This window comes from Pseudomonas sp. LBUM1643 (assembly GCF_059716215.1).
The window spans coordinates 2,849,980-2,876,460 of record NZ_CP166813.1; the positions used below are offsets into that span (position 1 = coordinate 2,849,980).

Annotated in this window: 26 protein-coding genes; 14 read left to right on the forward strand and 12 right to left on the reverse strand. The window is 59.3% G+C overall.

Features of this window, described 5'->3' with window-relative positions; all coding sequences use genetic code 11:
- Positions 1-5: 5 nt before the first annotated feature.
- The 8 genes from tssF (at position 6) to ACA063_RS12950 (ending at position 8,627) form a co-directional block, all read left to right on the forward strand.
- Positions 6-1,775, forward strand: coding sequence for a type VI secretion system baseplate subunit TssF (gene tssF / locus ACA063_RS12915; protein ID WP_497666175.1), 1,770 nt, complete (start codon positions 6-8; stop codon positions 1,773-1,775).
- On the forward strand, positions 1,739-2,836 hold the full coding sequence (tssG, locus tag ACA063_RS12920; protein ID WP_497666176.1) for a type VI secretion system baseplate subunit TssG: 1,098 nt from the start codon (positions 1,739-1,741) through the stop codon (positions 2,834-2,836). The genes tssF and tssG overlap by 37 nt, the downstream gene beginning before the upstream one ends.
- Positions 2,817-3,353 carry a type VI secretion system lipoprotein TssJ gene (gene tssJ, locus ACA063_RS12925; RefSeq protein WP_497666177.1) on the forward strand — a complete coding sequence of 179 codons (537 nt, stop codon included), beginning with the start codon at positions 2,817-2,819 and terminating at the stop codon, positions 3,351-3,353. The genes tssG and tssJ overlap by 20 nt, the downstream gene beginning before the upstream one ends.
- Before the next feature lie 3 nt (positions 3,354-3,356).
- Entirely contained in the window at positions 3,357-3,797 is a 441-nt protein-coding gene (tssE, locus tag ACA063_RS12930; RefSeq protein ID WP_497666178.1) for a type VI secretion system baseplate subunit TssE, read from the forward strand.
- A gap of 23 nt (positions 3,798-3,820) precedes the next feature.
- The gene (locus tag ACA063_RS12935) at positions 3,821-4,990 is read left to right on the forward strand and encodes an OmpA family protein (RefSeq protein ID WP_497666179.1); all 1,170 of its coding nucleotides are present in this window, start codon (positions 3,821-3,823) and stop codon (positions 4,988-4,990) included.
- 168 nt (positions 4,991-5,158) lie between these two features.
- Positions 5,159-6,835, forward strand: a complete 1,677-nt coding sequence (locus ACA063_RS12940) for an MFS transporter (protein WP_497666180.1) — start codon at positions 5,159-5,161, stop codon at positions 6,833-6,835.
- Positions 6,836-7,048: 213 nt separating this feature from the next.
- A complete protein-coding gene (locus ACA063_RS12945) occupies positions 7,049-7,963 on the forward strand; it encodes a hypothetical protein (protein ID WP_497666181.1) in 915 nt (304 codons plus the stop codon).
- 196 nt (positions 7,964-8,159) lie between these two features.
- On the forward strand, positions 8,160-8,627 hold the full coding sequence (locus tag ACA063_RS12950; protein WP_497666182.1) for a GNAT family N-acetyltransferase: 468 nt from the start codon (positions 8,160-8,162) through the stop codon (positions 8,625-8,627).
- 143 nt (positions 8,628-8,770) lie between these two features.
- On the opposite strand, the gene ACA063_RS12955 is transcribed toward ACA063_RS12950, so the two are convergent.
- Positions 8,771-8,917 (reverse strand): hypothetical protein, encoded by a 147-nt coding sequence (locus ACA063_RS12955; protein ID WP_497666183.1) that lies wholly within the window; start codon positions 8,915-8,917, stop codon positions 8,771-8,773.
- Between the two features lie 30 nt (positions 8,918-8,947).
- Between ACA063_RS12955 and ACA063_RS12960 the strand changes: the two genes are divergently transcribed.
- A complete protein-coding gene (locus ACA063_RS12960) occupies positions 8,948-9,616 on the forward strand; it encodes an ATPase (RefSeq protein WP_497666184.1) in 669 nt (222 codons plus the stop codon).
- A gap of 27 nt (positions 9,617-9,643) precedes the next feature.
- Here the strand turns inward: ACA063_RS12960 and speF are convergent, their stop codons facing one another.
- Entirely contained in the window at positions 9,644-11,827 is a 2,184-nt protein-coding gene (gene speF / locus ACA063_RS12965; RefSeq protein WP_497666185.1) for an ornithine decarboxylase SpeF, read from the reverse strand.
- A gap of 360 nt (positions 11,828-12,187) precedes the next feature.
- Here speF and creA point away from each other — a divergent pair, with 360 nt between their 5' ends.
- Together creA and ACA063_RS12975 are read left to right on the forward strand one after the other, a co-directional pair.
- Entirely contained in the window at positions 12,188-13,399 is a 1,212-nt protein-coding gene (gene creA, locus ACA063_RS12970) for a creatinase (protein ID WP_497666186.1), read from the forward strand.
- Between the two features lie 338 nt (positions 13,400-13,737).
- Positions 13,738-15,072 (forward strand): MFS transporter, encoded by a 1,335-nt coding sequence (locus ACA063_RS12975; protein ID WP_497666187.1) that lies wholly within the window; start codon positions 13,738-13,740, stop codon positions 15,070-15,072.
- A gap of 167 nt (positions 15,073-15,239) precedes the next feature.
- Here ACA063_RS12975 and cahR read toward each other — a convergent pair whose 3' ends face one another.
- From cahR to ACA063_RS12990, 3 genes are all read right to left on the reverse strand, one after another.
- On the reverse strand, positions 15,240-16,247 hold the full coding sequence (gene cahR, locus ACA063_RS12980) for a transcriptional regulator CahA (protein ID WP_497666188.1): 1,008 nt from the start codon (positions 16,245-16,247) through the stop codon (positions 15,240-15,242).
- Between the two features lie 102 nt (positions 16,248-16,349).
- Positions 16,350-17,228, reverse strand: a complete 879-nt coding sequence (locus ACA063_RS12985) for a serine hydrolase domain-containing protein (protein WP_497666189.1) — start codon at positions 17,226-17,228, stop codon at positions 16,350-16,352.
- Between the two features lie 335 nt (positions 17,229-17,563).
- Positions 17,564-18,415 (reverse strand): CAP domain-containing protein, encoded by an 852-nt coding sequence (locus ACA063_RS12990; protein WP_497666190.1) that lies wholly within the window; start codon positions 18,413-18,415, stop codon positions 17,564-17,566.
- 199 nt (positions 18,416-18,614) lie between these two features.
- Between ACA063_RS12990 and ACA063_RS12995 the strand changes: the two genes are divergently transcribed.
- A complete protein-coding gene (locus ACA063_RS12995; protein ID WP_497666191.1) occupies positions 18,615-19,229 on the forward strand; it encodes a cell wall hydrolase in 615 nt (204 codons plus the stop codon).
- Between the two features lie 520 nt (positions 19,230-19,749).
- Here the strand turns inward: ACA063_RS12995 and ACA063_RS13000 are convergent.
- Genes ACA063_RS13000 through ACA063_RS13010 form a run of 3 tightly spaced genes read right to left on the reverse strand, consistent with a single transcriptional unit; the run spans position 19,750 to position 21,278 of the window.
- Positions 19,750-20,448 (reverse strand): dienelactone hydrolase family protein, encoded by a 699-nt coding sequence (locus ACA063_RS13000; protein WP_194693347.1) that lies wholly within the window; start codon positions 20,446-20,448, stop codon positions 19,750-19,752.
- A 53-nt stretch (positions 20,449-20,501) separates the two neighbouring features.
- On the reverse strand, positions 20,502-21,017 hold the full coding sequence (locus tag ACA063_RS13005; RefSeq protein WP_497666192.1) for an HvfX family Cu-binding RiPP maturation protein: 516 nt from the start codon (positions 21,015-21,017) through the stop codon (positions 20,502-20,504).
- Between the two features lie 57 nt (positions 21,018-21,074).
- Positions 21,075-21,278 carry an HvfA family oxazolone/thioamide-modified RiPP metallophore gene (locus ACA063_RS13010; protein WP_497666193.1) on the reverse strand — a complete coding sequence of 68 codons (204 nt, stop codon included), beginning with the start codon at positions 21,276-21,278 and terminating at the stop codon, positions 21,075-21,077.
- A gap of 449 nt (positions 21,279-21,727) precedes the next feature.
- Between ACA063_RS13010 and ACA063_RS13015 the strand changes: the two genes are divergently transcribed.
- Positions 21,728-23,230, forward strand: a complete 1,503-nt coding sequence (locus ACA063_RS13015) for an aldehyde dehydrogenase family protein (protein WP_497666194.1) — start codon at positions 21,728-21,730, stop codon at positions 23,228-23,230.
- On the opposite strand, the gene ACA063_RS13020 is transcribed toward ACA063_RS13015, so the two are convergent.
- Positions 23,227-23,880, reverse strand: a complete 654-nt coding sequence (locus tag ACA063_RS13020) for a carbonic anhydrase (protein ID WP_497666195.1) — start codon at positions 23,878-23,880, stop codon at positions 23,227-23,229. The two genes, ACA063_RS13015 and ACA063_RS13020, sit on opposite strands and share 4 nt — an antisense overlap.
- A gap of 158 nt (positions 23,881-24,038) precedes the next feature.
- Entirely contained in the window at positions 24,039-24,506 is a 468-nt protein-coding gene (gene cynS / locus ACA063_RS13025; RefSeq protein WP_497666196.1) for a cyanase, read from the reverse strand.
- 122 nt (positions 24,507-24,628) lie between these two features.
- Between cynS and cynR the strand changes: the two genes are divergently transcribed.
- A complete protein-coding gene (gene cynR / locus ACA063_RS13030) occupies positions 24,629-25,510 on the forward strand; it encodes a transcriptional regulator CynR (RefSeq protein WP_497666197.1) in 882 nt (293 codons plus the stop codon).
- Positions 25,511-25,696: 186 nt separating this feature from the next.
- Here cynR and ACA063_RS13035 read toward each other — a convergent pair whose 3' ends face one another.
- Together ACA063_RS13035 and ACA063_RS13040 are read right to left on the reverse strand one after the other, a co-directional pair.
- Positions 25,697-26,026, reverse strand: a complete 330-nt coding sequence (locus tag ACA063_RS13035) for a hypothetical protein (protein WP_162441078.1) — start codon at positions 26,024-26,026, stop codon at positions 25,697-25,699.
- A 221-nt stretch (positions 26,027-26,247) separates the two neighbouring features.
- A complete protein-coding gene (locus ACA063_RS13040; RefSeq protein WP_221109307.1) occupies positions 26,248-26,400 on the reverse strand; it encodes a hypothetical protein in 153 nt (50 codons plus the stop codon).
- Positions 26,401-26,481: the final 81 nt, after the last annotated feature.

Below are 26,481 nucleotides of genomic sequence, written 5' to 3' on the forward strand. Positions count from 1 at the left end.
TTTCTTTGAGCATGGACAATCTGACACTGCGTTACTTCGACGCCGAAATGCGCTACCTGCGCGAGGCCGGTCAGGAGTTCGCAGAAGCGTTCCCGGACCGGGCCACGCAGTTGAATCTGGACAGGTCAGGCGCACGCGACCCTTATGTGGAGCGTCTGTTCGAGGGCTTCGCTTTCTTGATGGGACGGTTGCGCGAAAAGCTCGACGATGACCTCCCCGAGTTGACTGAAGGTCTGGTCAGCCTGCTTTGGCCCCATTACCTGCGCACCATTCCGTCGCTGTCCATCGTTGAGCTGGCCCCGGAACTCGCACAAATGAAACGCAGCGAACGGATTGCGACAGGCTTTGAAGTGCTGTCGCAGCCCATCGGGCCCCGGCGTACCCGATGCCGCTACACCACCACCCAGGACCTGATACTGCAACCACTCGCGCTTGAGTCCGTACGGCAGGCTTACGAGCCCGATGGCCGTTCGCTGTTGCGCCTGCGTTTTACCTGCGGCGCGTTGACCGACTGGAGTGAGATCGACCTGAGTCGCCTGCCGCTGTACCTGAACGCCGATGCCCCGTTGGCGAGTGCGCTGCATCAGGCGTTGACCCTCAACACCCAGGCGTTGTACGTGCGCTGGCCGGGGCAGCTGGATCGTCAGCCACTCAAAGGTCATTTTTCGCCCAAGGGGTTTGCCGATGAGGATCGCTTGTGGCCAAAGGGGGAGAGCGCTTTCAGTGGTTACCAGCTGCTGCTGGAGTATTTCACCTTCCGCGAGAAGTTCATGTTCGTGACCCTCTGTGGGCTGGAACATCTGACGATTGTTCCGGGAACCGCCTGGTTTGAACTGGACGTGGTGCTGGGCGAGCCGTGGCCTCATACCTTCAATCTCAGCGCCGAACACCTGCGGCTGAACACTGTGCCGGTGATCAATCTGTTTGCGCTGGAAGCCGACCCGATGGCCCTGGCACCCCTGCAAACCGATTACCTGCTCAGACCCATGCGACTGCAGGACGGCCATACCGAAATCTATTCAGTGGATCGAGTGACCTCATCCAGGGATGCCGAGCGGCAGGACTATGTGCCCTTCAGCAGTTTTCGCCACAAAGGCGGAATGTTGCGCGATGACGCACCGGAGCGGTACTTCCATACGCGGCTGAAGCGGGGTGCCAACGGCCTGCATGACACCTGGCTGATACTGGGAGGCGAGGGTTTTGACAAGGATCGACTGGACGGCAAGGAAAGCCTGTCGCTGCGCCTCACCGGCACCCACGGCCAGCTTCCGCGCAAGGCCTTGCAAAGCACATTGCTGGACACGCTGGTGCAGTCCTCGCAGATCGGTTTGCGGGTGCGCAATCTGTGCGCGCCCACCTTGCCGTGCTACCCGCCCAATCGCGACCGTTTTCACTGGCGAGTACTCAGCCACCTGGGGTCGAATTTCCTGCCGATGCTCGACAACGCCGAAGTGCTGCGAGGCACGCTGGCGCTGTACGACTGGACGGACAGTGAGCTCAATCGCCGCCGCCTGGCAGCCATCGTCGAGGTCAAGCACCACGTGGTGCAGCGCTTTGAAAAAGGCTTTTTGCTGCGTGGGGTGGACATAGAAGTCACGCTCGATGCCCATGGCTTTTCAGGCGAGGGCGACATCAGCCTGTTTGGCGAAATGCTCAATCGCTTCTTTGGTTTGTACGCCGACATTCATCTGTACAACCAGCTCACTCTTATCCTTCAACCTTCTGGAAAATCCCTGCGATGGAACGAGAATCACAGTCAGCGTATTCCCGGCTAAACGCCAGCGGATTACTCGAGGCGCTGGAGGGGCGGGTGGCTGAGGCCAATGTGTATCGCTTTTGTCAGTTGCTGGAACAGGCATTACCTGATCACCCGCCACTGGGCAGTACCACCCACCCGGCGGATGACCCGGTGCGTTTCCGACCCGACCCGGGGATGGGTTTTCCTGCCGGTGAACTCAAGGGGATCGAAACCGACGTGAACCATCCGCAGCGCCCGGCCACGGTACGCACGCGCCTGCTTGGGTTATACGGGGTCGACTCGCCGTTACCGACGACGTTCCTGGACGACATCGCCCAGCGTCGCGAAGGTCATGAGGCACTGGAGGCGTTCCTCGATATTTTCAACCATCGGATCTTCACCCAGTTCTATCGGATCTGGCGCAAGTACTCGTATCCAGCCGCCTTCGAAAAAGGTGGCACCGATGCGACATCGCAATGCCTTCTGGGGTTGATCGGTCTGGGTATTCCGGGCACCGCCAAGCAGATCGCAACGCCGATATCGCGCTTTCTGGCGCTGCTGAGTGTGATGCGCCTGCCCACCCGTAACGCCGAAGGCATCATTGCGCTGGTGACGCTGTTGGCACCCGCCACTCAAGCGAAGGTGACGCCCCATTGGCCGCAGAGAGTTTCGCTGGCCCATCCGGCCAGTCTTTCTACCCACCGTCCGGTGAGTCTGTCCCAAGGCACGCCGCTAGGCAGTGTCGGGCACGACGCCAATAGCCAGCTGCTGCTGTCATTGTTCACCGACGATCCGGGCGAGGCCTCTGGATGGTTACCAGGTGGGCAGTTGCACGCCGATCTGCTGGTCCTGCTGCGTGTCTATCTGGGCTGGCGCTGCACCGCGAAGCTGCGCCTGTCGCTGCCGGTGAGCAGCCTGCCGCATCCGATGTTGGGGCGAGCATCGGTACAGCTCGGCATGACCGCTGTATTGGGGCTGGGCTGCGCACCCCGAACCGGCGCTGAGCACGACACCGTCACGATCAATCTGGGCCGATACCAAGGCCTTCGAGATAACCCACACAACAGGGAAACACACCATGTCGCGTACCGTTTTTAACCTCGTGTTACTGGCTGTTATTGGCACATGGCTCGGTGGTTGTGGTGTGACTCAAACCGTCACGGATGCCAGCACGTCCACCGCCAGAGCGATTTTCTACAAGCAGGTCACGACCTTGCACCTCGATTTCAGCGGACGAGCCGCGATCAATACCGACACGACGGACATGAATGCGCTGTCGGTACCGACCTTGGTGCGCGTGTATCAGTTGCGTGACGGGAAGTCCGTGGAAAAGGCCTCCTATGACAATTTGCTGAGTCATGACGACCGGGTACTCAGCGCGGATCTGCTGGACAAACGGGCCGTGGTCGTCAAGCCGGGGGAGGGAGCGCAGGTCAGTGTGCCCTTGGACAAAGACGCGCGTTTCGTCTCGGTGATCGCTTTGTTTCGCCACCCCGATAACCAGATGAATACGTGGCGCGTGACCCTGGCCCGAGATGAACTGGACCCCGATCTCGCGCGGGTCATCGAGTTGGGTGACAACCGATTGACCTTGCGACCGCTGGCCAGGGAGTAACCGATGACCCCGTTTAACCCTTCACTCTACGAAACCTTGCTGCAGAACTTCGATGGGGAGCTGGACCTGCATCAAGTCGCCGAAGAGGATCAATACACGCTGTCGGTGCTGGACAATCTGCAACGCATCCTCAATAGCCGGGCGGGTGCGCTGGACCACCTGCCGGATTACGGACTCCCGGATATGGGCCACATTCTTCAGGGGTTACCCGCTGCGGCGCATGGGTTGATGAAGACCCTGGCGGACACCCTCATGCGCTACGAGCCTCGTCTGGATTCAGTGGACATTGAACTGCTGCCGCAGACTCAGCCCGGTCATCTTGAATACGCGCTGGACGTACAACTCAAGGGCGGCAAGCGGGTGACGTTCGGCACCACGCTGGGCGCCGAAGGCAAGGTCCTGGTGCGTCACTTGAAACGCCAGAGCTGGTTGGCTCAATCGTGAACCTGTAACGGAAGGGAAGCTGAATGACGGTGTTGTTTGAAATGCGTATTCGGGTCGGCGGTGATCCGCGCGGCTTCGTCGAGTTTGGGGCACTGCGCGATGAGCTGGCCAGGTTGAACCATCCGGCGTGTCCGGACGTGGACTGGGCGAGGGTCGAGCAGCTGTGCCTGACGCTGTTCCAGCAGAACGGCGGGGACCTGCAAACAGCCGCGTCCTTCGCGCTGGCGCGCAGCCATCGCTATGGTCTGGAAGGCATGGCCCAGGGGGCGTCGCTGATAGAAGCGCTGGCCTGCGAATGGTCGACCCTATGGCCGCCCGTGCCGTCCGTGCGCCTGGATATCCTGGCCTGGCTCTTCGCGCAACTGCAGTGGTTGTTGCGCAGCCTGGAGATCGATGGGCGAAGCCTGCCTGCGCTCCTCCAACTGGGCACTGAGCTGCAGCGGTTGCACCAGCGTCTGGATCATCAGGCGCACGCCCCTATGGTTGCGTTGCAGGCGCTGCGCCAACAGATCGAAGCGCTGATAATTCGGTTGCAGGGACACCCCGTATCGGGCGGCATGACGCCGTTGTCGACGAGAGGGTCGGGGCCGGCAGTATTGATGCCCGTTGTCGTTGTGCCAGCGACCCCGATGCCCGAGATGAAATCTTCGAAGCGCCGCCTCGTCATTGGTCTGAGTGCCGGGGTGGCCTCGATCCTCTTGGCAAGTGGACTGTGGTGGCACACCTCGGGCGCGAACAAGGAGGGCTCGCCCGGTCTCATCAGCCTGTTCAAGCCGGAGCAAACCGTCCCCGTTCCGGTGCGTCTGAACAGCCTCTCGCTGTTCAAGGCGGGCAGCGCCGAGTTCAACCCTGACTCGACCAAGGTATTGATCAGCGCCCTGGTCGACATCAAGGCCCAGCCCGGCTGGCTGATCGTGATTACCGGGCATTCCGATGCCCAGGGCAGCGCTGAACACAACCTGCAGTTGTCCCATGCGCGTGCGTCCGCCGTGCGGGGCTGGATGCAAACCATGAGTGACATCCCCGATAGCTGCTTTGCGGTGCAGGGGCTCGCGGCGAGCCAACCGGTCGCCAGCAATGACACCGAGCCGGGCCGTGCGGCCAATCGGCGTGTCGATATCAGCCTGGTGCCGCAAGTGGGGGCGTGCGGGCAGGCGGTGGAACCCGGTTTTAACGCGATGTCGAGTGGATAACTGCGCGATCCTGATTATGCTTTAGGAAACCTTGCAGCAATGCGAGGCCGTCAGCCTGTTCGCATGCTTTACGCAGTCCGTAATCCGATGACATCAGCCCCATGGCCTGGGTGCGGCGAGGGTAGTGAGGTACTCCGGCCTACAACAAGAGATAGACGGAGAACACTCATGGCCGCAATCGACAACACCACCACGGGCAGTGCGCCCAAGCACAGCATCACCAAGGAGGAGCGCAAGGTTATCTTTGCCTCCTCCCTTGGCACGGTGTTCGAGTGGTACGACTTTTACCTGTATGGCTCACTGGCCGCGATCATCGCGAAGCACTTTTTCGCCGGGGTCAACGAGACAACGGCTTTCATCTTCGCGCTGCTCGCGTTTGCGGCGGGGTTCGCCGTCAGGCCCTTCGGTGCGATTGTGTTCGGTCGGCTGGGGGACATGATCGGGCGCAAACACACCTTTCTGATCACGATCGTGATCATGGGTATCTCCACGGCCATCGTCGGTTTCCTGCCGGGATACGCGACCATCGGGGTCGCAGCGCCGATCATCCTGATCACCTTGCGGTTGCTGCAAGGCCTGGCGTTGGGCGGGGAATACGGCGGTGCGGCGACGTATGTGGCCGAACATGCACCGAAAGGTAAACGAGGCTATTTCACTTCCTGGATTCAAACCACCGCCACGCTAGGCCTGTTTCTGTCGCTGCTGGTGATCCTCGCCTGCCGGACTGTGCTCGGTAACGAAGCCTTCGAAGCCTGGGGATGGCGGATTCCGTTCCTGCTGTCGATCCTGCTGTTGATTGTCTCGGTGTACATCCGCCTGCAACTCAGCGAGTCGCCGGTGTTTCTGAAAATGAAGGCTGAAGGCAAAGCCTCCAAGGCGCCGCTGACCGAGTCCTTCGCGCGCTGGGACAACCTCAAGATCGTGATCATGGCATTGCTCGGCGGCACGGCGGGGCAAGCAGTGGTCTGGTACACCGGACAGTTCTATGCGCTGTTCTTCCTGCTGCAGACGCTGAAAATTGATGCGCAGACCGCTAACTTGCTGATCGCGGGTTCGCTGTTGATCGGCACGCCGTTCTTCGTGATTTTCGGCAGCCTGTCCGACCGCATCGGCCGCAAGGGGATCATCATGGCCGGCTGTATTCTGGCGGCGTTGACCTACTTTCCTATCTTCCATGCGTTGACCCAATACGGTAACCCCGACGTGTTCATCGCGCAGGAAAGAAACCCCGTTACGGTGATCGCCGACCCCGACCAATGCTCGTTCCAGTTCGACCCGGTGGGCAAGGCCAAATTCACCAGCTCCTGCGACCTCGCCAAGACCTTGCTGGCGAAACGAGCCATCCCGTACAAAAACGAGAAGGCTGAGCCAGGAACGGTCGCGCAAGTGCGCATCGGCGACAAGGTGATCCCCAGCTTCGATGGCGCCAGCATGCCGGCTGCGGACTTCAAGGCCCGCAACGATGCGTTCACGGCCACGTTAGGCGCGGCACTCAAGGAAGCCGGTTATCCAGAGAAGGCCGATCCGGCGAAAACCAACTACCCGATGGTGCTGCTGCTTCTGACCATCCTGGTGATCTACGTGACGATGGTGTACGGCCCGATCGCCGCCTGGCTGGTGGAGCTGTTCCCGACGCGCATCCGCTACACCTCGATGTCGCTGCCGTATCACATCGGCAACGGCTGGTTCGGCGGCTTCCTGCCCACGGTGGCGTTTGCCATGGTCGCGGCGACGGGGGATATCTACTACGGGCTGTGGTACCCGATCGTCATCGCCGTGATGACGGCCATTCTGGGCACGTTCTTTCTGCCGGAAACCAAGGACCGGGACATCCTTAACGACTGACGGCCGAGCCCTCTCTCGCGAGGGAGAGGGCCTCTGCTGCGTTGATCGGTACCCCGTTATGAACGAATACGGTCCACCCTGTTCAAAACAGTGCCCACCCCGGGATGACTGGACTTCAGTCAGACAACACCCCAATCGACGCCGCGTTCATCGGCGAAGCCAGCCTGGATGGCGGCGCGTCTCGACTCTCTCTTACAAGGAAGCAAGAACCTCATGCAGCAATCCTCATCTCCGTCTACGCCGGCCACCGGTGAGCTGGTCGCGTCCTTCCGCCATGGCAAGGGTTTCCCGATTTTCATCCTGATCGTCGGTCTTGTCATGCTGGGCATGGCCTGTTTCGTTTTGTACCTGAGCACGATACTGCCCGCAGGCAGTTCCGGACCTGTGAGTGTGACCTCCAGCCGCGGCACCCACCTGGATTTCTCCAGCCCGCAAATGATGATGTATTTCGCCAGCGCATTCCTGGCGTTCATCGCTTTGGGCCTTTTTGGCCTGTTTATCTGGCAAAAACGGTTACGTCAGGGCAGCTATGAAGTCTACGAACATGGCATCGCGCACATCATCGGAGCGAAGAAGGAATACGTTCCTTTTGTCGAGATCGAAGACCTTTATCTGTTCAGCTCCGGGCAAGCGGCAATCAGCGGCCTGATCACCAACCTGGCGTATCGGCGCAATGCAAACGAGCCGTTTCATCGGGTCATTCATTCCCTCAAGGGTTTTCTTGACTTCCAGCAGCGGGTACGCGAGCTGCATGTGCGCGAACGCCTCCCTGCCGTCATGCAGACCCTGGAAGGCGGCGGGGTGGTGACTTTCAAGTACGTACCGAGCAGTGCGGTATGGGGCAAGCGCATGAAAGGCAATTTCCTTGATGTGGAAACGCAGCCAATCTTGATGACGCGCGAGTTCCTGGAGGTGCAGGGTCGCAAGGTGCCGATGTCGAGTTTGCGCACCGTGGATTTGAGTGCGTGGAGTGAATTGGTGGTGATCAAGGACGAGGCCGGGAATGAAGTGCTGTCGACACTCTGCACCGGGATTCTGAGCCACGACCTGTTCCTCGCCACCCTGGACGCGATTCTGGATCACGCGGCGTTAAACCGCGCCGAGCCTGTCCCGGTGTTGCAGGATTGACAATCCAGGGCGCCAAACGACACTATCGAACCATGAACGACACACTCAGCATGAACATGATGTGCACTTCCATGACTGCCTCTGGCGGACCATGAGTTCACGCGTGCTTGTTACCTGACGTAGTAACCCTAAGGCCCCGCCAGAAATGGACGGGGCTTTTTAATGCGCCGTCCGCCAATGGCTGATGGAGATCAAAATGTTGGACATCAAACGAGCCCGGTACGACGACTGCGGGACAGCCTTCGACATTCGCCTCAAGGCGATACGGCATCAATGCATCGGCGCGTATACCCCGGAACAAATGCAGGCCTGGACGGCAGGGAAGGCTGAGGACGGCTATTGCGACCTGATGGAGAAGCACTTTTATCTGGGGTGCATCGAAGGCGAGCCGGTGGCGACGGGAATGCTTGACCTGAAGCACAAGGAAATCGGCGCGATCTTTGTGCTTCCAGCGTTCATGCAGCAGGGCATTGGCAAGCGGATGCTTGATTTCCTGGAGTCCCTGGCAGGGGAGTCGGGACTGGAGGAAGTCATCCTGGACGCTACGTTGAATGCGGCTGACTTCTACCGGCGATGCGGCTACGTGGGGGAGCAGGTTGCGATTTACCAGTCGCCGTCGGGGCTGCAACTGGCGTGCGTGCCGATGGTGAAGAGGCTTTTATGACCTGTGCTGTTCACTTAAACACGCCACTGTAACTGTGGCGAGGGAGCTCGCTCCCGCTGGGCTGCGAAGCGGCCCCATTCTTTACCTGAAAATCGGGGTCTGCTGCGCAGCCCAGCGGGAGCAAGCTCCCTCGCCACGGGTTTTCATTTCAGTTCAAGATTTCTTGAGTGAGCAGCATCGCTATCGTTGCCGGCCATTGCGGCGGGGACACCCAACCATTCGTTTAATCGATAACCACCATCAAGAAATGCATGTTCAGTATTTCCATCAAGAGAGGAAGATAACCACATACCGAACTCGCCTTTGAAGGAACCTGTGCGATGAGAATCTCTTCCCTGCTGGCCATTGCCGCCGTTCTCACTGGCAGCCTCGCTGCCACTGCGCCTGTCTACGCGGCGGACCCGTCCTGCCACTTTCTCCCCGTTGCGAACAGCTCAGCCGACCTGCGTCATGCCCGGTCGGTCGGGGTGATCTACAGCGAAAACACCCTCAACACGATCGAGTACCTGGAGCAGTACCACGCGGTCGCGGTGAAGGGCGCGAAGAACCCTCAGCTCGACTCGCGTATCAGCAGCGCGTTCGTCAAAAGCTCCGAGCCGACCATGGCGATTGACTGGTTGATGGGGTCGTTGCAGAAGGAGTTCGCATCGGTCAAGGTCTACGACAACCTGGACGCGGTCGTGCAAGCTCATCCGGACGTGGTGGTGATGCTGGATTCGTACAGCCGCCTGGTGTCCAAGCGCAATCCGCAGGTGCAAGCGCGATTCCTGGCGAAGTTCTATGACTCGAACCTGCAGTACATCGGCCAGGCCGAAGGCTCACGGGAAAAGCAGATGCCTTCGCTTTGGGTTCACGGCAAAGCGGCGCCGGAGATTGCAGCACAGATCGATCAGCAAACCGAGTTGCAAGTGAACGCCTTGAAGCAGTTCGATACCTCGCTCAAGGCGTTGGTGAGCGCGGGTGATGTGGCTCAGGTCGCGACTAAATAAGGCGACCTGGCCACACATTAACTCGCGTCAGTTCTTGATCACGTACCCATACGCACGAATACGCCCTTCAACTTCCTTCAAGTAAACGCCTTGAAGTTCCGGGGTAAAACCTGGCAACGCGTTAATCCCTTCTTCCAGCGCCAGGAAGTACTTGAGCACCGCACCGCCCCAAATTTCCCCCGGCACTACGCAGAGCACGCCCGGCGGGTAGGGCAGTGCACCTTCGGCGGCGATGCGTCCATCGGCATCGGCCAGCGCCACCAATTCGACGTTGCCACGAATGAACTCGAACTGCGCAGCCTGCGGGTTCATGGCCTTCTTCGGGAAGTATTCCTTGCGGAACATCTGTTTCTGCAACTGCTGCACATTGTGATTGCGGTAGAGGTCGTGCATCTCCTGGCAGAGCTGGCGAATGGTGTAGTTGCGATAGCGCGCTTCGTAACGCGCATAGATGGCCGGCAACACGCGGCTCATCGGGGCGTCGTCATTGACGAAACGTTCGAAACGCGCGATCTGCGCGGCGAGGTGGGTCATTTTCGCCCAGTCTTCAGCCGGGGTCAGCAGGAACAGAATCGAGTTCAGGTCGCACTTTTCGGGAACGATGCCGTTCTCGCGCAGGAAGTTGGCGAGAATGCCGGCATGAATGCCGAAATCGGTGTAACTGCCATCAACCGGATCGATGCCGGGGGTGGTGAACAGCAATTTGCACGGGTCAATGAAGTACTGCTTTTCCCCGTAGCCCTGGAAGGCGTGCCAGCGATCTTTGGGATGAAACTCGAAAAACCGCAGGTCATTGGCGATTTCTTCAGTGGGGTAATCCTCCCACGCACGGCCTTCGATGGTAGCGGGCACAAATGGTCGGACCATGGTGCAGGCTTCCAGAATCAACTTGCGTGCGTCGATGCCGAATTTCACGCAGTCATCCCACAGCTTCAGGCCACTGCGGCCCGAGTGGATTCGCGCGTTCACGTCCAGCGAGGCGAAAATCGGATAGAACGGACTGGTGGACGCCTGGGACATGAACGCATTGTTCAATTGCGCGTGGTTGCAGTAGCGGGCTTGTCCTTTGATGTGACGGTCTTTTTTGTGCACCTGCGAAGCCTGGGAGAAGCCGGCCTGTTGCTTGTGCACCGATTGGGTCACGAAGATGCCGGGGTCGTCCGCGTGCAGGTCCAGCAGCAGTGGCGAGCAGTCTTTCATCATCGGGATGAACTGTTCGTAGCCCACCCACGCCGAGTCAAACAGGATGTAATCGCACAACTTGCCAATGCGATCGACCACCTGACGGGCGTTATAAACGGTGCCGTCATAGGTGCCGAGCTGAATGATCGCCAGGCGGAACGGACGCGGTTGCTGGGCCTTGTCCGGCGCCACTTCAGCGATCAGTTCGCGCAGGTACTCCTCTTCAAAACAGTGGGCGTCGATGCCGCCGATGAAACCGTAGGGGTTGCGTGCGGTTTCCAGGTACACCGGCGTAGCGCCTGCCTGGATCAAGGCACCCTGGTGGTTGGACTTGTGGTTGTTGCGGTCGAACAGCACGAGGTCGCCAGGCGTGAGCAGTGCGTTGGTGACCACCTTGTTGGAGGCCGAAGTGCCGTTAAGCACAAAGTAAGTCTTGTCGGCGTTGAATACTTTGGCCGCATGTTTTTGCGCCAGCAGCGCCGGGCCTTCATGGATCAGCAGATCGCCCAGCTTGACGTCGGCGTTGCACATGTCGGCACGAAACAGGGTTTCGCCAAAGAAGTCGAAGAACTGCCGACCCGCCGGGTGCTTGCGAAAAAACTGACCACCCTGGTGGCCCGGGCAAGCGAACGTCACGTTGGCCGATTCGGTGTAGCGCTTGACTGCGTCGAAGAACGGCGGCAGCAGGCTTTCTTCGTAGGCCTTTGCGGCGGTCTCAAGCTGGTGACCATGATATTCAGCGTTGTTGCGCGAGCGGTCAAAAATGCCGTTCACCTGCAACAGGACATTTTCAAGGTGCTTATAGACGTCGCGTGCGCGGTTGCCGGTGCCGGGGGAGGTCGCAAGGAAAATCGGGATATCGAAACCCGTACGCTGGAGCGATTCCAGAGCGCCTGCCATCACATCTTCGACCGAGAACACCGCCACCGCGATATCGGTGTAGTCGGTCTGACTGATGGGTACCACCTCCCTGTAGGTCTGAAAACAATCGATGGCGGTTTCGCTGGCAGCTATCTTCAAGATTTTCATGCGCAATTTCTCCTGGCGGACATTCACTTGTCCGCTGTTTTTCAAGCGATCAATTTAACCAGGGATCCTTCAGCACTCCCTGATCCAAATCATGCCAACACTGGTTATAGACGTGATTGATTCGATTGAAAGGTGGGTGCGGACAATCGGGAGTCGACGACTGACGACGGGTTGAAAACCCATTCTGGTTGACGCAGGGCGCGCGCACCCCCGTGAACATGTGGCTGCGACCACAGCGGATCTGACCAACTACAGGTCGGATTCGCGCAAAAAACCTGTCCTTGCATCTGTTCGAATGATCTCCAGCGGCCCACCAGAGTGGCGCCCTCTGTCGCTCAATCACTGACAAGGATCTATGACATGCAAATGCCGAAAACCATCCAGATCAAGAACGGCGAGAAAGTGAGCCCGACGTTCTCGACTCAGGAATACGCCAACCGTCAGGCCAAACTGCGGGCTTACCTGGCGCAAAACAATATTGACGCGGCGGTCTTCACTTCGTACCACAACATCAACTATTACAGCGATTTCCTGTACTGCTCGTTTGGCCGTCAATACGCGCTGGTGGTGACCCAGGACAGCGCGGTGACCATCAGCGCCAACATCGACGGTGGCCAGCCATGGCGCCGGACCGTCGGCACCGAGAACATCGTCTACACCGACTGGCAGCGCGACAACTACTTCGTCGCCATTCAACAGGCGCTGCCCAAGGCCGGTCGCATCGGGATCGAGTTCGATCACCTGAACCTGCTCAACCGCGACAAGCTCGCCAGCCGCTACCCGCAGGCCGAGCTGGTGGACATCGCCGCACCGTGCATGCGCATGCGCATGATCAAGTCAGCTGAAGAACACGCGATCATCCGTCACGGTGCTCGCGTGGCGGACATCGGTGGCGCGGCCATCGTCGAAGCACTGCGCGACCAGGTACCGGAATATGAAGTGGCACTGCACGCGACCCAGGCGATGGTGCGCGAGATTGCCCGCACCTTCCCGGACTCGGAATTGATGGACACCTGGACATGGTTCCAGTCCGGCATCAACACCGACGGCGCGCATAACCCGGTCACCTCGCGCAAGGTCAACAAGGGCGACATCCTCAGCCTCAATTGCTTCCCGATGATCGCCGGTTACTACACGGCGCTGGAACGTACCTTGTTCCTGGACCACTGCTCCGACGAGCACCTGCGTTTGTGGGAGGTCAACGTCAAGGTGCATGAGGCCGGCCTGAAACTGATCAAGCCAGGCATGCGCTGCTGCGATATCGCCCTGCAACTCAACGAAATTTTCCTCGAACACGACCTGCTGCAATACCGCACCTTCGGTTACGGCCACTCGTTCGGCACGCTGAGCCATTACTACGGTCGCGAAGCCGGGCTGGAGTTGCGTGAAGACATCGACACGGTGCTTGAGCCGGGGATGGTAGTGTCCATCGAACCGATGATCATGCTGCCGGAAGGTCTGCCGGGTGCAGGTGGTTACCGTGAGCACGACATCCTGATCGTCAACGAGCAGGGCGGGGAAAACATCACCAGGTTCCCGTATGGGCCAGAGCACAACATCATCAGGAAATAAAAACACCGCAGCACACTGAGCTTTTGTGGCGAGGGAGCTCGCTCCCGCTGGAGTGCGAAGCAGTCCGCTGTTTCTTTGGGGGCTGCTCCGCACCCCAGCGGGACGTGCGACGATTCAGGGTCAGTGTTCATCGCAGCTTCTATGCGCTGATCCTGTTTGCGCGACTGACTCACACGGATGTCTTGATCCACGTTTAAAAATAATCGCATGCGCGCCGAAGAGCGCGCAGCCTTTACTGACCCTTAACCCTGCCAAATAGAACAATAGAGGGTATTTGTCATGTCCCACGTCTCCACGGTTCAACCCGATCACCGCACCTCTACCACCGGAGGTGCGCAATGAGCACCGCAAGCCTTAACCCAGCCCTGGAGCAGGCCCGTGAGCAGACGTCCGAGCGCAAGGCCTTGCGGCGCGCGGCCAGTGCCAGCTTCATGGGCAACTTCGTCGAATGGTTCGACTATGCAGCCTACGGCTATCTGGCCACGGTCATCGCACTGACGTTTTTTCCGCAAACCGACAAGGCCAGTGCGTTGCTGGCGACGTTTGCGGTGTTTGCGATTTCGTTCATCGTGCGGCCATTAGGAGGCCTCGTCTGGGGGCATTTTGGCGACAAGTACGGGCGGCGTAGTGCGCTGTCCTGGTCGATCCTGATCATGTCGGTATCGACTTTTTGCATTGGCATCCTGCCGACGTATAACCATATCGGTCTCTGGGCGCCGGCGTTGTTGTTGCTGATTCGCCTGTTCCAGGGCTTCTCCGCGTCGGGTGAGTACGCCGGGGCTTCGGCGTTTCTGGCCGAGTACGCCCCTGAAGGCAAGCGTGGGCTGTACACCAGTATTGTTCCGGCGAGCACCGCCGCCGGTTTGCTGTTTGGTGCGGTGTTCGTGGCCTGTTTGCATGCATGGCTGACTGTCGAGGATCTGCACAGCTGGGGATGGCGCTTGCCGTTTCTGTTGGCCGCACCGTTCGGTCTGGTGGGGCGTTACATCCGCATGAGCTTGCAGGACACGCCTAAATTCCTCGAGATGGAAAAACGCCTCGAAGCCAAGGAATGCGCGACCCACTCCCCGGTTCGCGAATTGCTGACGGTGCACCGGCGCAGCGTGATGATCGGGATTGGCGTGACGTGTCTGAATGCGGTGGCGTTCTATCTGCTGCTCAGCTACATGCCGACCTATTTATCGACCGAGATGGGCATGAGCGAGAGCGACTCGTTTCTGGCATCGACGGTGTCGCTGGCGACCTACATCGGGCTGATTTTCCTGATGGGCAAACTGTCGGACCGCTTCGGGCGCAAGACCATGCTGCTGACGGCGTCGGTGTTGTTTCTGGTGCTGACGTTCCCGCTGTTCGGCATGCTGGATCATCAGCCGCTACTGGTGATTCTGATGATCCAGATCGCCTTCGGCGCGATCCTGGCCATGAACGACGGCACCTTGCCGTGCTTCCTCGCCGAGATATTCCCCACGCGCGTGCGATTCAGCGGGTTTGCTTTCAGCTTCAACATCGCGAATGCGGTGTTTGGCGGGACGGCCCCGTTTATTGCGACGTGGTTGATTCAAATGACCGGGAACAAGATGGCACCGGCCTGGTATTTGTTGGCCGCGGCTGCGGTGGCGTTGGTGGCGATGCTGGCGAGCCGGGAGACGGCGCATAAGGCGTTGCAGGATTGATCCGGGTTGGCCTGAGTCGTTGTTGGTGATTTTGACGGCGCCATCGCGGGCAAGCCCGCTCCCACAGTAGACCGAGTTGTTTGGACGAACGCGGTCAACTGTGGGAGCGGGCTTGCCCGCGAAGGGCCATCAATAACACCCCCCATTTCAATCCAAACGCCAACCCATCAATGCACCGCCGCCACCTGCTTACGCTCACCAATCGGCGATACACCAAAAAACCGGCTATAGCATTTGGAAAAGTGTGCCGGCGAAACAAAGCCGCAGGCGAGGGCGATGTCGCGGACCTGCGATTCGCTTCGCAGTAACAGCTGTCGTGCCCGCGACAGGCGCAATTCCAGGTAGTACTGGCTCGGTGTGCGTTGCAGGTGCTTGTGAAACAGCCGCTCCAGTTGACGCACCGACACCTCGTTCAACCGCGCCAGTTCTTCCAGGCTCACCGGCTCTTCAAGATTGGCCTCCATGATCGCCACCATCTGGCTGAGCTTGGGCTGGGAGGTGCCCAGTTTCTGTCGCAACGGCACACGCTGTTGTTCCTGCGCTCCGCGCACCCGATCACACAGCAGTAACTCGGCGGCATGGGCGGCGATGTCTCGTCCACCCGGTTCACGGGCAATCAGCTGCAAGGTCATGTCCATGGACGCCACACCGCCGGAACAGGTGAAGCGGTCGCGATCGAGCTCGAACAGCTGATTGGAAATGATGATGCCGGGGAAACGCTCTTTCAGGGCCTCGATGTCTTCCCAGTGAATGGTGCAGCGATAGCCCTTGAGCAGGTCGGCGCGGGCCAGCAGATGACTGCCGGTGCAGATGCCCCCCAGCGTGACCTGTTGATGTGCGAGTTTGCGCAGCCAGTTGAGCAACGGCCGGCTGCTGTGGTTGGACACGATCGGGTTGGAGCCGACCACGAACAGAATGTCGAGTTTGGGCGCGTCCTCGATCGAGTAATCCGGGAGGATGCGCATGCCGTTGCTGGCCGTGACCGGGTCCAGCGTAGCGCCGATGACCACCGTGCGAAACATCGGCTGGCGCGCCGCCATGTTGGCCATGCGCAAGGTTTCCACCGAGGAGGCGAAGCCGATGGTGGTGAAGTTTGGTATCACGAGAAAGCCAACAGTTTTCACGGGCCGTTGTTCATTGGCCACACGTTCTGCAAGGGGGATTTTCGCCTTCATCAATACGCTCCGCTGTACCCGTGACGCGTTCTGCGCAGATACCGGCCCGTCGCAGCGTCATCTCTTTTTTATGAGGATGACCCGCTGGCGGGTCATTGAATCTTACACCCAGTGCTCGCTCAGCAGACGCACGGCTTCAGCCTCCACGGCTCCTTCGTCGGTGCCATCGGAAAAGACGGCGCAGGTGGTGCGCTCCTGACCGCACACACTGTTGTAGATCGCCACCACACTGCCAGGTCCGCCACCGGTGTGACCGCTCAGAATCCGTCCGCCGTCGACCGGGCCGTGCATCAGGCCGAGCCCGTAGCCGGGTGCAATCCAGGGACGTCCGGGGATCGGTCCGCCGAGCGTGCGGGTCGTTTGCATTTGAGCCAGCAAGGAGTGCGCCAGGAGTTCGCCGGTGAGCAGTCGGTCAAGGCACAGCGCGGCCTCCACCAGCGGGCCAACGAGCAAGCCGTGATAGACCCAACCCGGGTTATAGCGGGAGGCCGTGCCCATGTTCACGCCGTGCAGGTCGGTTTCGGTACGGGCGAGGCGAACGCGCGATAAACCCAAAGGGGCGAACACGCGTTGCGTCAGCGCTTCACCGAGTTCGAGCCCGGTGACTCGCTCGATGAGTCGAGCCACATACCAATAGCCCACATTCGAGTAGCGCCAGCCACTTCCCGGTGCATAGCGCAGGCGGGTTGCCTCAAGTCGTTGCAGCATTTCTTCGGCCGGCCACGGTGTTTCATGGCGGGCAACGGCGGCATGGTAGTCGGAGAGTTCACCGTAATCCGCCAGCCCGGCCTCGTGGCGCAACAGCTGGCGCAGGGTGAAGGGGCCTTCGGGCAATTCGTCATCCAGCGTGATCAGTCCGTCGCGGACAAGCGACAGTGCCGCCGCCGCGAGCACGGTCTTGGTGAAGCTCCACCACGCAACCGTGGCATCCGGTCGATCAGGCGTGAGGGGAGAACCGTTCGAGACAAGGGAGAAAAGCATCGCTGACTGCTCTGAGTGGGGGCGCGGCGAGAGTTTGCCAGAATGCCAGGCGTGCGACGAAATGATTTAAGCGAGAAAGCGACGGGACCCTTCAGCGCCACGACGATCCCCGCGCTTGCAAGGCGCTAAAGCCATCGCCGTGGACTTCAGGTTGATCAGGCGTGCCCCAGTGCAATCGCAAACGACACAACGATCATGCACGCGAACGCAAAATTGAGATTCATGAAGATTTCTTCCATAGATTTTAAAAGTGCGGCCATTTTGACCCTCTCTGGAACAAATAAAAATTCGGCTGCATGATTTAAAAGATCAAGGAAATTGATAGCTGCCGGTCCTCACTGCGTACCGAACATCGCCGTCCAGTAGATGCCGGCATCGCTTTTCGGGTCCACCGCATACGCCGCGCCCAGTTCCTTGTACTGCGGGTTCATCAAGTTGGCGCAGTGGCCAGGGCTGGAGATCCAGCCATCGACGACCTTTCCAGCGGTGTCTTGCCCGGCAGCGATGTTCTCGCCGATCTGCTGGGCGTTATAGCCCGACAGTTCTGCCCGGTCACCGGGCGTGCGGCCCTCGCGGTCCTTGTGATCGAAGAAGTTGTTATTGGCCATGGACCGCGAGTGCGCCTCGGCGGCGGTCGCCAACGATGCATTCCAGGCCAGCGGCGTGGTGGCAGCAAAGGATTGCGTGCCGCACTGGCGGGGTTGGCTGCGGGCGTTGTTGAGCTGGGTCAGCAGTTTTTGTCCTTCCGCCTGCCAGTCACCCAAACGGCCGGTCAGCAGCGGTCGTGCCAGCACAATGCGCCAGTCCCGGTCTTCGTGGCGGACACCGATGTCAACGAACTGCGGGTCGAGCACCACGTGGCAGAAGCTTTCCTGAATGGCTTTCATGGCCGACGGCGCATCGCGGGGCCCGGACAGGGTGATGACTTGCACGTTGACCATTGGATAACCCGCGGTGGCCATGGCCTGTTGCAGGTTGCGGGCGCTGGCATCGGACAGCGCCAGTCGCGGATCACCCGCCAGTGGGGGGAGCTCCGGTGCTACCTGATCGGCGCAGCGTTGGGGCTGGCTGCGGTAGGCATTGATCGAGTCGATGAGTTGTTTCTCTTCCGCGGCCAGTGCCTGGGCGGCGAACGACAAGCTCAACGACAACACGGCAAGACGCATGGCAGATGGTATGAAACGCATGGAAATCCCCTTGAACTGACTGCGCCCATGATGCGCGATTTCACCCCCGCAAGCGCAATGTCTTTTTGCGCCGAAATACAATTTGTTGCCCGCCTGTTGAAATGGATTCTGGCTACTACAATCAAGCCAGATCGCCCCTGAACCGGGTGATAGCGTCGCGAATGCGTTGCCCGAATCCGTTCCCTCAGAAGGGTCGATCATGCGATTGATGTGGATAGCAACCTGCCTGGCAATATCCCTTTTCAGCAGCCACGTGTCGGCCACTGACCAGGAACAGAAAAAGGCCGAGGACAAGGCCGAGGTACTGGAAGAAAAAGCCGCAGAGAAGGGCGCCGATGTCCCGGTGCCCAAAGCCGAAGCCATCACCACGTCCGAAGTGCAGGCTGTCGATCCTGCCGGTAAGGCGCCACTGGATGACGCCATCACCTGCCTTGCACGCTCTATCTATTGGGAGGCCAAGGGTCGTGAAACCAATGAGATGGAAGCGGTCGCCAGCGTGGTGATGAATCGCCTGGGTCATGAAGGTTTTCCGGACACGGTGTGCGCAGTGGTCAAGCAAGGTTCAGAAACCAAAAACTGCCAGTTCTCCTGGTGGTGTGACGGGCGCTCGGACCAGGTCAAGGAGGACGCGGAGTATGCCGTCGCCAAGGAAATCGCGCGCAAGGCACTGAACAAGACCCTCAATGATCGTACGTTGGGTGCGATGTATTTTCACGACAAGACCGTGAGACCGGATTGGGCGGGCAAGTACATCAAGACGGCGGATATCGGCCGGTTTCGGTTTTACAAACCGCGAGGGGGAGATGCGAAGTAAGCACGTACCCCAAACACAGCCCTGTGGGAGCGGGCTTGCTCGCGATGGGGTCGTGACAGGCGAGATCACTGTTGAATGCAAGACCGTCATCGCGAGCAGGCTCACTCCCACATTTTTGATTTTTGTCGGGCACAGAATAGGTGAACACCGCTGATCCCCTGTAGGAGCGAGCCTGCTCGCGATGGGGCCGTGACAGGCGACATCATTGTTGAATGCAAGACCGTCATCGCGAGCAGGCTCACTCCCACATTTTTGATTTTTGTCGGGCACAGATTAGGTGAGCACCGCTGATCCCCTGTAGGAGCGAGCCTGCTCGCGATGGTCGTCAACGATAACGCTGCACGCCTGATACGACCGCGTTTTCAAGTACACAGCTTGCGCACGCTGACCCGCATGAACGTCCAGTCTGGTGCCGATTTAGCTCGGCAGCGCAGCAAGTCTTAAACCCGGCTAACCGGGTGGTGCATAAAAAAGGCCCCGACATCAATCGATGAAGGGGCCTTTTCAGTGGGCGCCGATTTTACAGTTCCTGGCCCAGGAAGATCAGGGTGTTGCCATGGGACTCAGCCGCTGCACGCTGGTTGTAGCTGTCGCGATGGGAGCAGTTGAAGCCATGTTCAGCCTGTGGGTACACGACGATTTCGACGTAATCGTTGTTTTCGAAACGCTCGGCGATTTGCTCCACGGCGTCCAATGGAATGTGGCTGTCCTCTTCACCGAAGTGCATCAGGAAGGGGACGGTGATTTCATCGGCACGGTCCAGCTGGTTCTGAATGCCACCGCCGTAATAAGCGATCGCCACGTCGACCAGGCCGTTGGCGGCGGTGTGGTAGGAGAGCAGGCCGCCGAAGCAGTAACCGATGGAGGCAACACCGCCGTCCAGGCCAGGCTGGGACTTGAGCGCTTCAATGGTCAGTTTGATGTCGTCCTGGGCTTTGCCGACGTCCGTGGCGTTCATCAGCTCGACGGCACGTTTCCAGCCGGCTTCGTCGTAATTCAGCTCGATGCGCGGGCCGCTGCGCCAGAACAGGTCCGGCGCGATGACCAGGTAACCATCGGCGGCGTACTGTTCGGCGACGGAGCGAATGTGTTCGTTGACGCCGAAAATTTCCTGGATCAGCACGATCCCCGGGCCTTTCTGAGTGTGGGGAATGGCCAGGTACGCGCCGAATTTACCGTCGGCGCTGTCGATTTCGATCCATTGGGTGGTCACGCTCATGGTGGCTCCTGTCTACTCGAGTAAGGTGGGGTGAAGGCTGCCACGTTAACATTTCAATGATTGTTGCGACGCCAGAAAATTCGCGACAGCAGTGCATCGAGGCTGAGTTTTCCGGCACCCGTGAACAACAATGGCATGAGGGCAACGAGGTAGATCAGCGGCAGCTTGAAGTTGCCGTGGCCCTTGTTGCTGATGGCATAACCCTGTGCAAGCTCACTTAATGTAGACCAATCGGCCGGCCAGTGAACGGCAGCGGTCGCGACGATGGTGACCACGATTAGAATGACGGCTGAAACCCGCGTCCCCAGGCCCGCCAGCAGGGCGAGGGCGCACATCAGTTCGGCCCACATCGACAGCTCCCAGTTGAAGGTCGCCGGCACATGGTTGAACGGAAACGGAAAGCGCTCCTGGATATCGGCGAACCAGTTCTGGCCATTCCATTTTTCCAGCCCGGACTCGAAGAACTCCCAGGCGAGGAACACCCTCAAGGTCAGCGGCGCGATCCAGCTTCCGGCACGGTCGAGGTTCAGGTGCAGGCCTTTGACGGCCGAAAAAATTGAGGTGCTCATGGGCATTATTTCCGTTCAGTCAGGGAGGCGGGGCAACGGCGTGCCCCCCGCAATGGGTTACTCGCTGGCGCCGCACTTGCCTTCGCCGCATTTGCCTTCAGCGGGTTTTTCCGCCGTGTCGGCCTGGACCTGGCTGTAGCCGTGGGCCAGCTGCTTCATGCTGAAGGCCTCGGACTCGGAGGCCGAAGCGACGTTGGACAGGGCCAGGCCACCCGCAAAGAGCAGGCCGAGGGTCAGGGAGGACGTCGAGAGTTTGAACATGGTGATACTCCGTTGCTGAGTTGAGTGATGCGCTTTGATCGGCTTGGCCAATCGACAGGCAAATTTCAACAGGCGGGTGTATCGGTGATGTGTCGTGGGGACCGGGTATTAGAGCCATAGTGTGTCGAGGCGCGGTGCGTATACAGAGTGATACGAATCGCGAAATGTTAACGCCCCCACGATCTCTGTAGCAGCTGCCGAGCCTGCGAGGCTGCGTTCGACTGCGCAGCAGTCGTAATCCCTATGCATGCATTCCACCTGAATGACCGATTTGACTGATTTGACCGATTTGACTGATTTGGCGACTGCTACGCAGCCGAACGCAGCCTCGCAGGCTCGGCAGCTGCTACAGGGCGAGGGGGACAGGGAGAGAGGGCGTGGGTGATGATGACGCTCCAGAGATTTTCCGGTACCTTTTCCGCCCGCCCATTGCATGGTGAATCCGCTTCATGTCTCTTGCGCTCGAACGTCTAGTCGCTGGCACGCCGATCCCTTTCGCTGGTAACCGTGTCTCTGTCGTCAGCCCCGAACTGGCCGCGCGATTCCAGCCCGGTGACCATTTGCTGGTGGAACAGGTCAGCGGCGAACTGTTGCTGATCCCCGTGTCCGACCAGCAAGCGGCAGCGGTGGCGATTGAGCGTGCTGAAGCAGCGTTCAAGGCCATGTCCGACGTGTCTGATCAGGCGATCAGCGAGTTTTTCGACCGTTTCGCCCAGCGTCTGGAAAGCCAGGAGACCTGGGCGTTGATCGAGGCTGCGAATCTGGGCGATATCGAACGAGCCAGATCACGCGGGCGCTCCACCACCCGGTTGCTGGCCAATGAACCCATGCGCCGAGACATGATCGCCGGCCTCAGGGCCTGGCGCGATGCGTCGGCGACTCGCGGCAAAGTGATCAGCTGTGTCGAGCATGACGGCTGGAAAGTCGAGCAAGTGGTCTCGCCGCTGGGCATCGTCGCATTTGTGTTCGAAGGCCGGCCGAACGTCTTTGCCGACGCCGCTGGTGTACTGCGCACCGGCAACACCGCAGTGCTGCGCATTGGCAGCGATGCGTTGGGCACCGCTCAAGCCATCGTCAGCCATGCGCTGAACCCCGCGCTGGCCGATGCAGGATTGCCCGCCGGCGCCGTGTCGCTGGTGGAAAGCGTCAATCACGCTGCGGGCTGGGCCATGTTCGCCGACCGGCGTCTGTCGCTGGCAGTGGCCCGTGGTTCGGGTCGAGCGGTCAGTCAGCTCGGCAGTATCGCCCAACAGTCCGGCACCGCGGTCAGCCTGCACGGCACCGGCGGCGCCTGGCTTATCGCGGACAAGGACGCCGATTCCCGGCGCTTTGCCAGCGTGGCGCGCAATTCCCTCGACCGTAAAGTCTGCAACACCCTCAACGTTTGCCTGATACATCGCGATCGTGCGGCAGAACTGGTGCCGCTGTTTCTCGATGCACTGCAACAGGCGGGCGCTGCTCGGGGGCAGGGCTGCAAGTTGCACATCGTCGAAGGTAGCGAGCCGTGCTTGCCGGCGGACTGGCAAACTGCGAGCGTCGAGGTGTACCGCGCTGAAGGCTATCGCACCGAAGCGCTGGCCGAGCCCTTGCCCGAGGCGCAATTGGGGCGCGAGTGGGAATGGGAGGAGACGCCGGAAGTCAGCCTGAAAATAGTTGATGACCTTGACCAGTCCATCGCCTTGTTCAATCGCTACAGCCCGCAATTCACGGTCTCGTTGATCAGCGAAGATGCCACCGCGCAAGCGCGCTTCTATAACGCGGTCAATGCGCCGTTCGTGGGCAACGGGATGACCCGGTGGGTCGACGGCCAATACGCCTTGAACAAGCCGGAGTTGGGACTTTCGAACTGGGAAAGTGGCCGTCTGTTTGCGCGCAGTGCGATTCTTTCGGGTGACGGTGTGTTCACGATCCGCAGTCGCATGACGCAGACCGATCTGGGCGTCAAACGCTAAGCGACCGCTTTGCCGTAGACCGCGCAGGCCATTGGGTGGTCCACCAGTGACACAAAGCCGCGGCTGTCGGCATCCAGCGCATCAATCGAACCGGTCTCGATGTCGTAGACCCAGCCATGCAGGTTCAACAGGCCTTTTTCCTGGGCCAGTCGCACGCTTGGGTGGGTCTGGATATTGGCCAGTTGGGCGATCACATTCTCGCGCACCATCGAACTGACCTTCGCAGCGTCATTGGCGTGCACGCGGGATTCATTGATGACTTTTGCCGACTCGGCGTGTTGCAGCCAGCCGCTGACGGCGGGCAGGTGGTCCATGCATTTGCAGTGGGCGACGGCCGTCATGGCGCCACAATCCGAATGGCCGCAGATCACGATATCCGTCACGCCCAGTACCGCGACCGCGTACTCCACGGTGGCCGAGACACCGCCGGGGTGTGGGCTGTAGGAGGGAACGATGTTCCCCGCGTTACGGATCACGAACAGTTCACCCGGCTCTTGCTGGGTCAACAGTTCCGGTACTACACGGCTGTCGGAGCAGGTTATGAACAAGGTGCCAGGGTGCTGGGTGGTCGCCAGGTGTTTGAACAAATCGGTACGTTGCGGAAACGCTTCGTTCTGGAACCTCAGGAAACCTTCAATCAGCGCTTTCATGGTTGCTTCCTCTTATGAGTTGACCAGATCCCTGTAGCAGCTGCCGGGCCCGCATTCGACTTTGCAAAGTCGTTGGGTTTGGCGAGGACTTCGTCCTCGGACGCAGCCTCGCAGGCTCGGCAGCTGCTACAGGTTATGGGGTGCAACGAGCGTTTTGCTTAGAAAGGACGCAATGGCAGGAATTTGCCGTCCAGGGTAATCACGGCGCGGGAGCCGCCTTCCGGGTCTTCGACTTTTTTGATGTCGAGTTTGAAGTTGATCGCGCTGATGATGCCGTCGCCGAACTGTTCGTGAACCAGCGCCTTCAACGTGGTGCCGTAGATCTGGATCATTTCGTAGAAGCGGTAGATGGTCGGATCAGTCGGAACACCGCTGAGGCTGCCGCGCAGCGGGATGATCTGCAGGCGGGCCACTGCGTCAGCGTCCAGTTCGAGCTTCTCGCCGATGACGTTGGCAGCAGATTCCGGCAGCGGATGCTGACCGAGCAGGGCTGCGGTGACGTAGGCCAGGCCAAGGCCGGTGCCATCGGTGAGATCCTGCCAGGACAGGTCTTTTTGCGCCTTGGCATCCAGGATTTTCGTGGTAAGGGCCAGGCTTGGATCGTTGTAGGCGTAGGACTGTTGCATGGTGGTGCTCCTGTCGTAGATGAATGCTTGGGTGTGAAGCCATCTTCTGCCGATCGATCCATAGCGTCCAAGACCCATATACAATGTCGAGCATAAGCACAGCCTATAGAAGGTGAGTCCCAATGCTGCTCCGACATCTGCGCTATCTGCTCGCGGTCGCCGACCATGGCGGCTTCACCCGTGCGGCCGAAGCGCTACACGTTTCTCAGCCGACGCTGTCCCAGCAAATCCGGCAACTGGAAGAAACTCTGGGCGTGAGCCTGTTCGACCGCACTTCACGAATGGTCAAACCCACCGATGCGGGTGAGGCCTATATCGAGTCCGCTCGCCGTGTGCTGCTGGAGCTGGAGGCGGGGAAACGTGCGCTGCATGACGTCAAGGACCTGACTCGCGGCAGCGTGCGACTGGCCATGACCCCGACATTCATGGCGTATCTGGTGGGACCGTTGGTGCGCGATTACACGGCGCGCTTTCCGAATATCAAACTGCAGATTTTCGAGTTGTCGATGGACGACATCGAGGCCGGGCTGATGGATGACTCCCTGGACATCGCCATCGCTTTTGACCAGGTGAGGAATGCCGATATCGAATCGATCCCGGCATTTACCGAGACCATGGGAGTGATGGTTGGACGGGATCACCCGATGTTCGAGCGTGAGGAGGCGTTGTCCGCCGAAGAAGTCGCGCAGATGAACTTTGCCCTGTTGGCCACTGACTTCGTGACACGCACGCGCATCGATGAGTACTTCGCCCAGGAAAGGATTACGCCGAAGGTGGGCATCGAGGTCAATTCGGTGAGCACGTTGCTGGAGGTCATTCGGCACACGGCCATGGCGACCGTTCTTCCGGAATCGATTGCGAGTGAAGAGCGCGCGTTGCGCAAGATTCCGTTGCAGGGAGAACCGCCTACACGTGGGGCTGCGTTGTTGCGCAGGAAAAACAATTATCACAGTGCGGCGTCGGTGGCCTTTATGGAGCTTGTTCTGGCAACCAGGACCTCTTGATCACCACAGAACACCTGTAGGAGCGAGCCTGCTCGCGATGGCAATTCATCAGGCAGCATTTGTATCGAATGATAAATCGCCATCGCGAGCAGGCTCACTCCTACGGTTGGATAAAGGAGGCCAAGTGGCAGAAATACAAAAGGCCCCGTTCGCAAACACGAACGGGGCCTTTGGTTTTATTAAGTATTAGCAGAACCGGTCAATCACCCGAACTTCATTCTGGTTCTGCATCGATGCCCACGCCTGTTTCAGCGTTTGCAGAACATTGCCAATGAAGTCTTTATCAGCGGCGGCTTTTTTGCCGACGTAGCCCTGGCCGCGACGGTACATCTTCAGTCGGGCAAGCAGGTTCTGATTATTCTTATCGAATTCTGCTTCATCGGCATGTGTCGACAGGCAGTCGATATGAACCTGGCCCGATTTGCTGATCCACAGAATATGGCTGTCCTGGCTGTCTTTTTGCGCCGCGAACATACGAGCCAGTTCTTCGATAGTAGGTTGATTGTTCAGATTCATAATTTGCCCCTCGACCATTTGGTGATCTTTCAAAGTTGGTTCGCTAATACAGGTAGCCCATCGGTTAGTTGATCCCTGGCACCGAAACCAGGACGTCAGCGTTCAGTCGCCGACAGTGGCGAGGTCCCGCGTCTGTTGCATGTAGTCGTGTTGAATAACTGCTACGCAATAGCGTCACAACGAAGAGAAGCAGCGAAAACCTGGAGGCCACTGCCGACGTTTCAGGGTCGGCCACAAGCTTCATGAGGATTGATCGCCAGCGCTTCTAGTCCTTGTACTGGACGTTCGGGCCAGGTCAGCTTCTTCAATCTGCCTTGTGGGCAGCGTGTATCCGGGAAAAACAGCTCGGCGGTCAGACGAGCTTGCTCAAACATGTTGCCGTACTCCCGATCGGGGAGATGTCTGCATCATGCAAGGGCAAATCGGACGCGTCAACGGTTTTGTAGTGATTATTT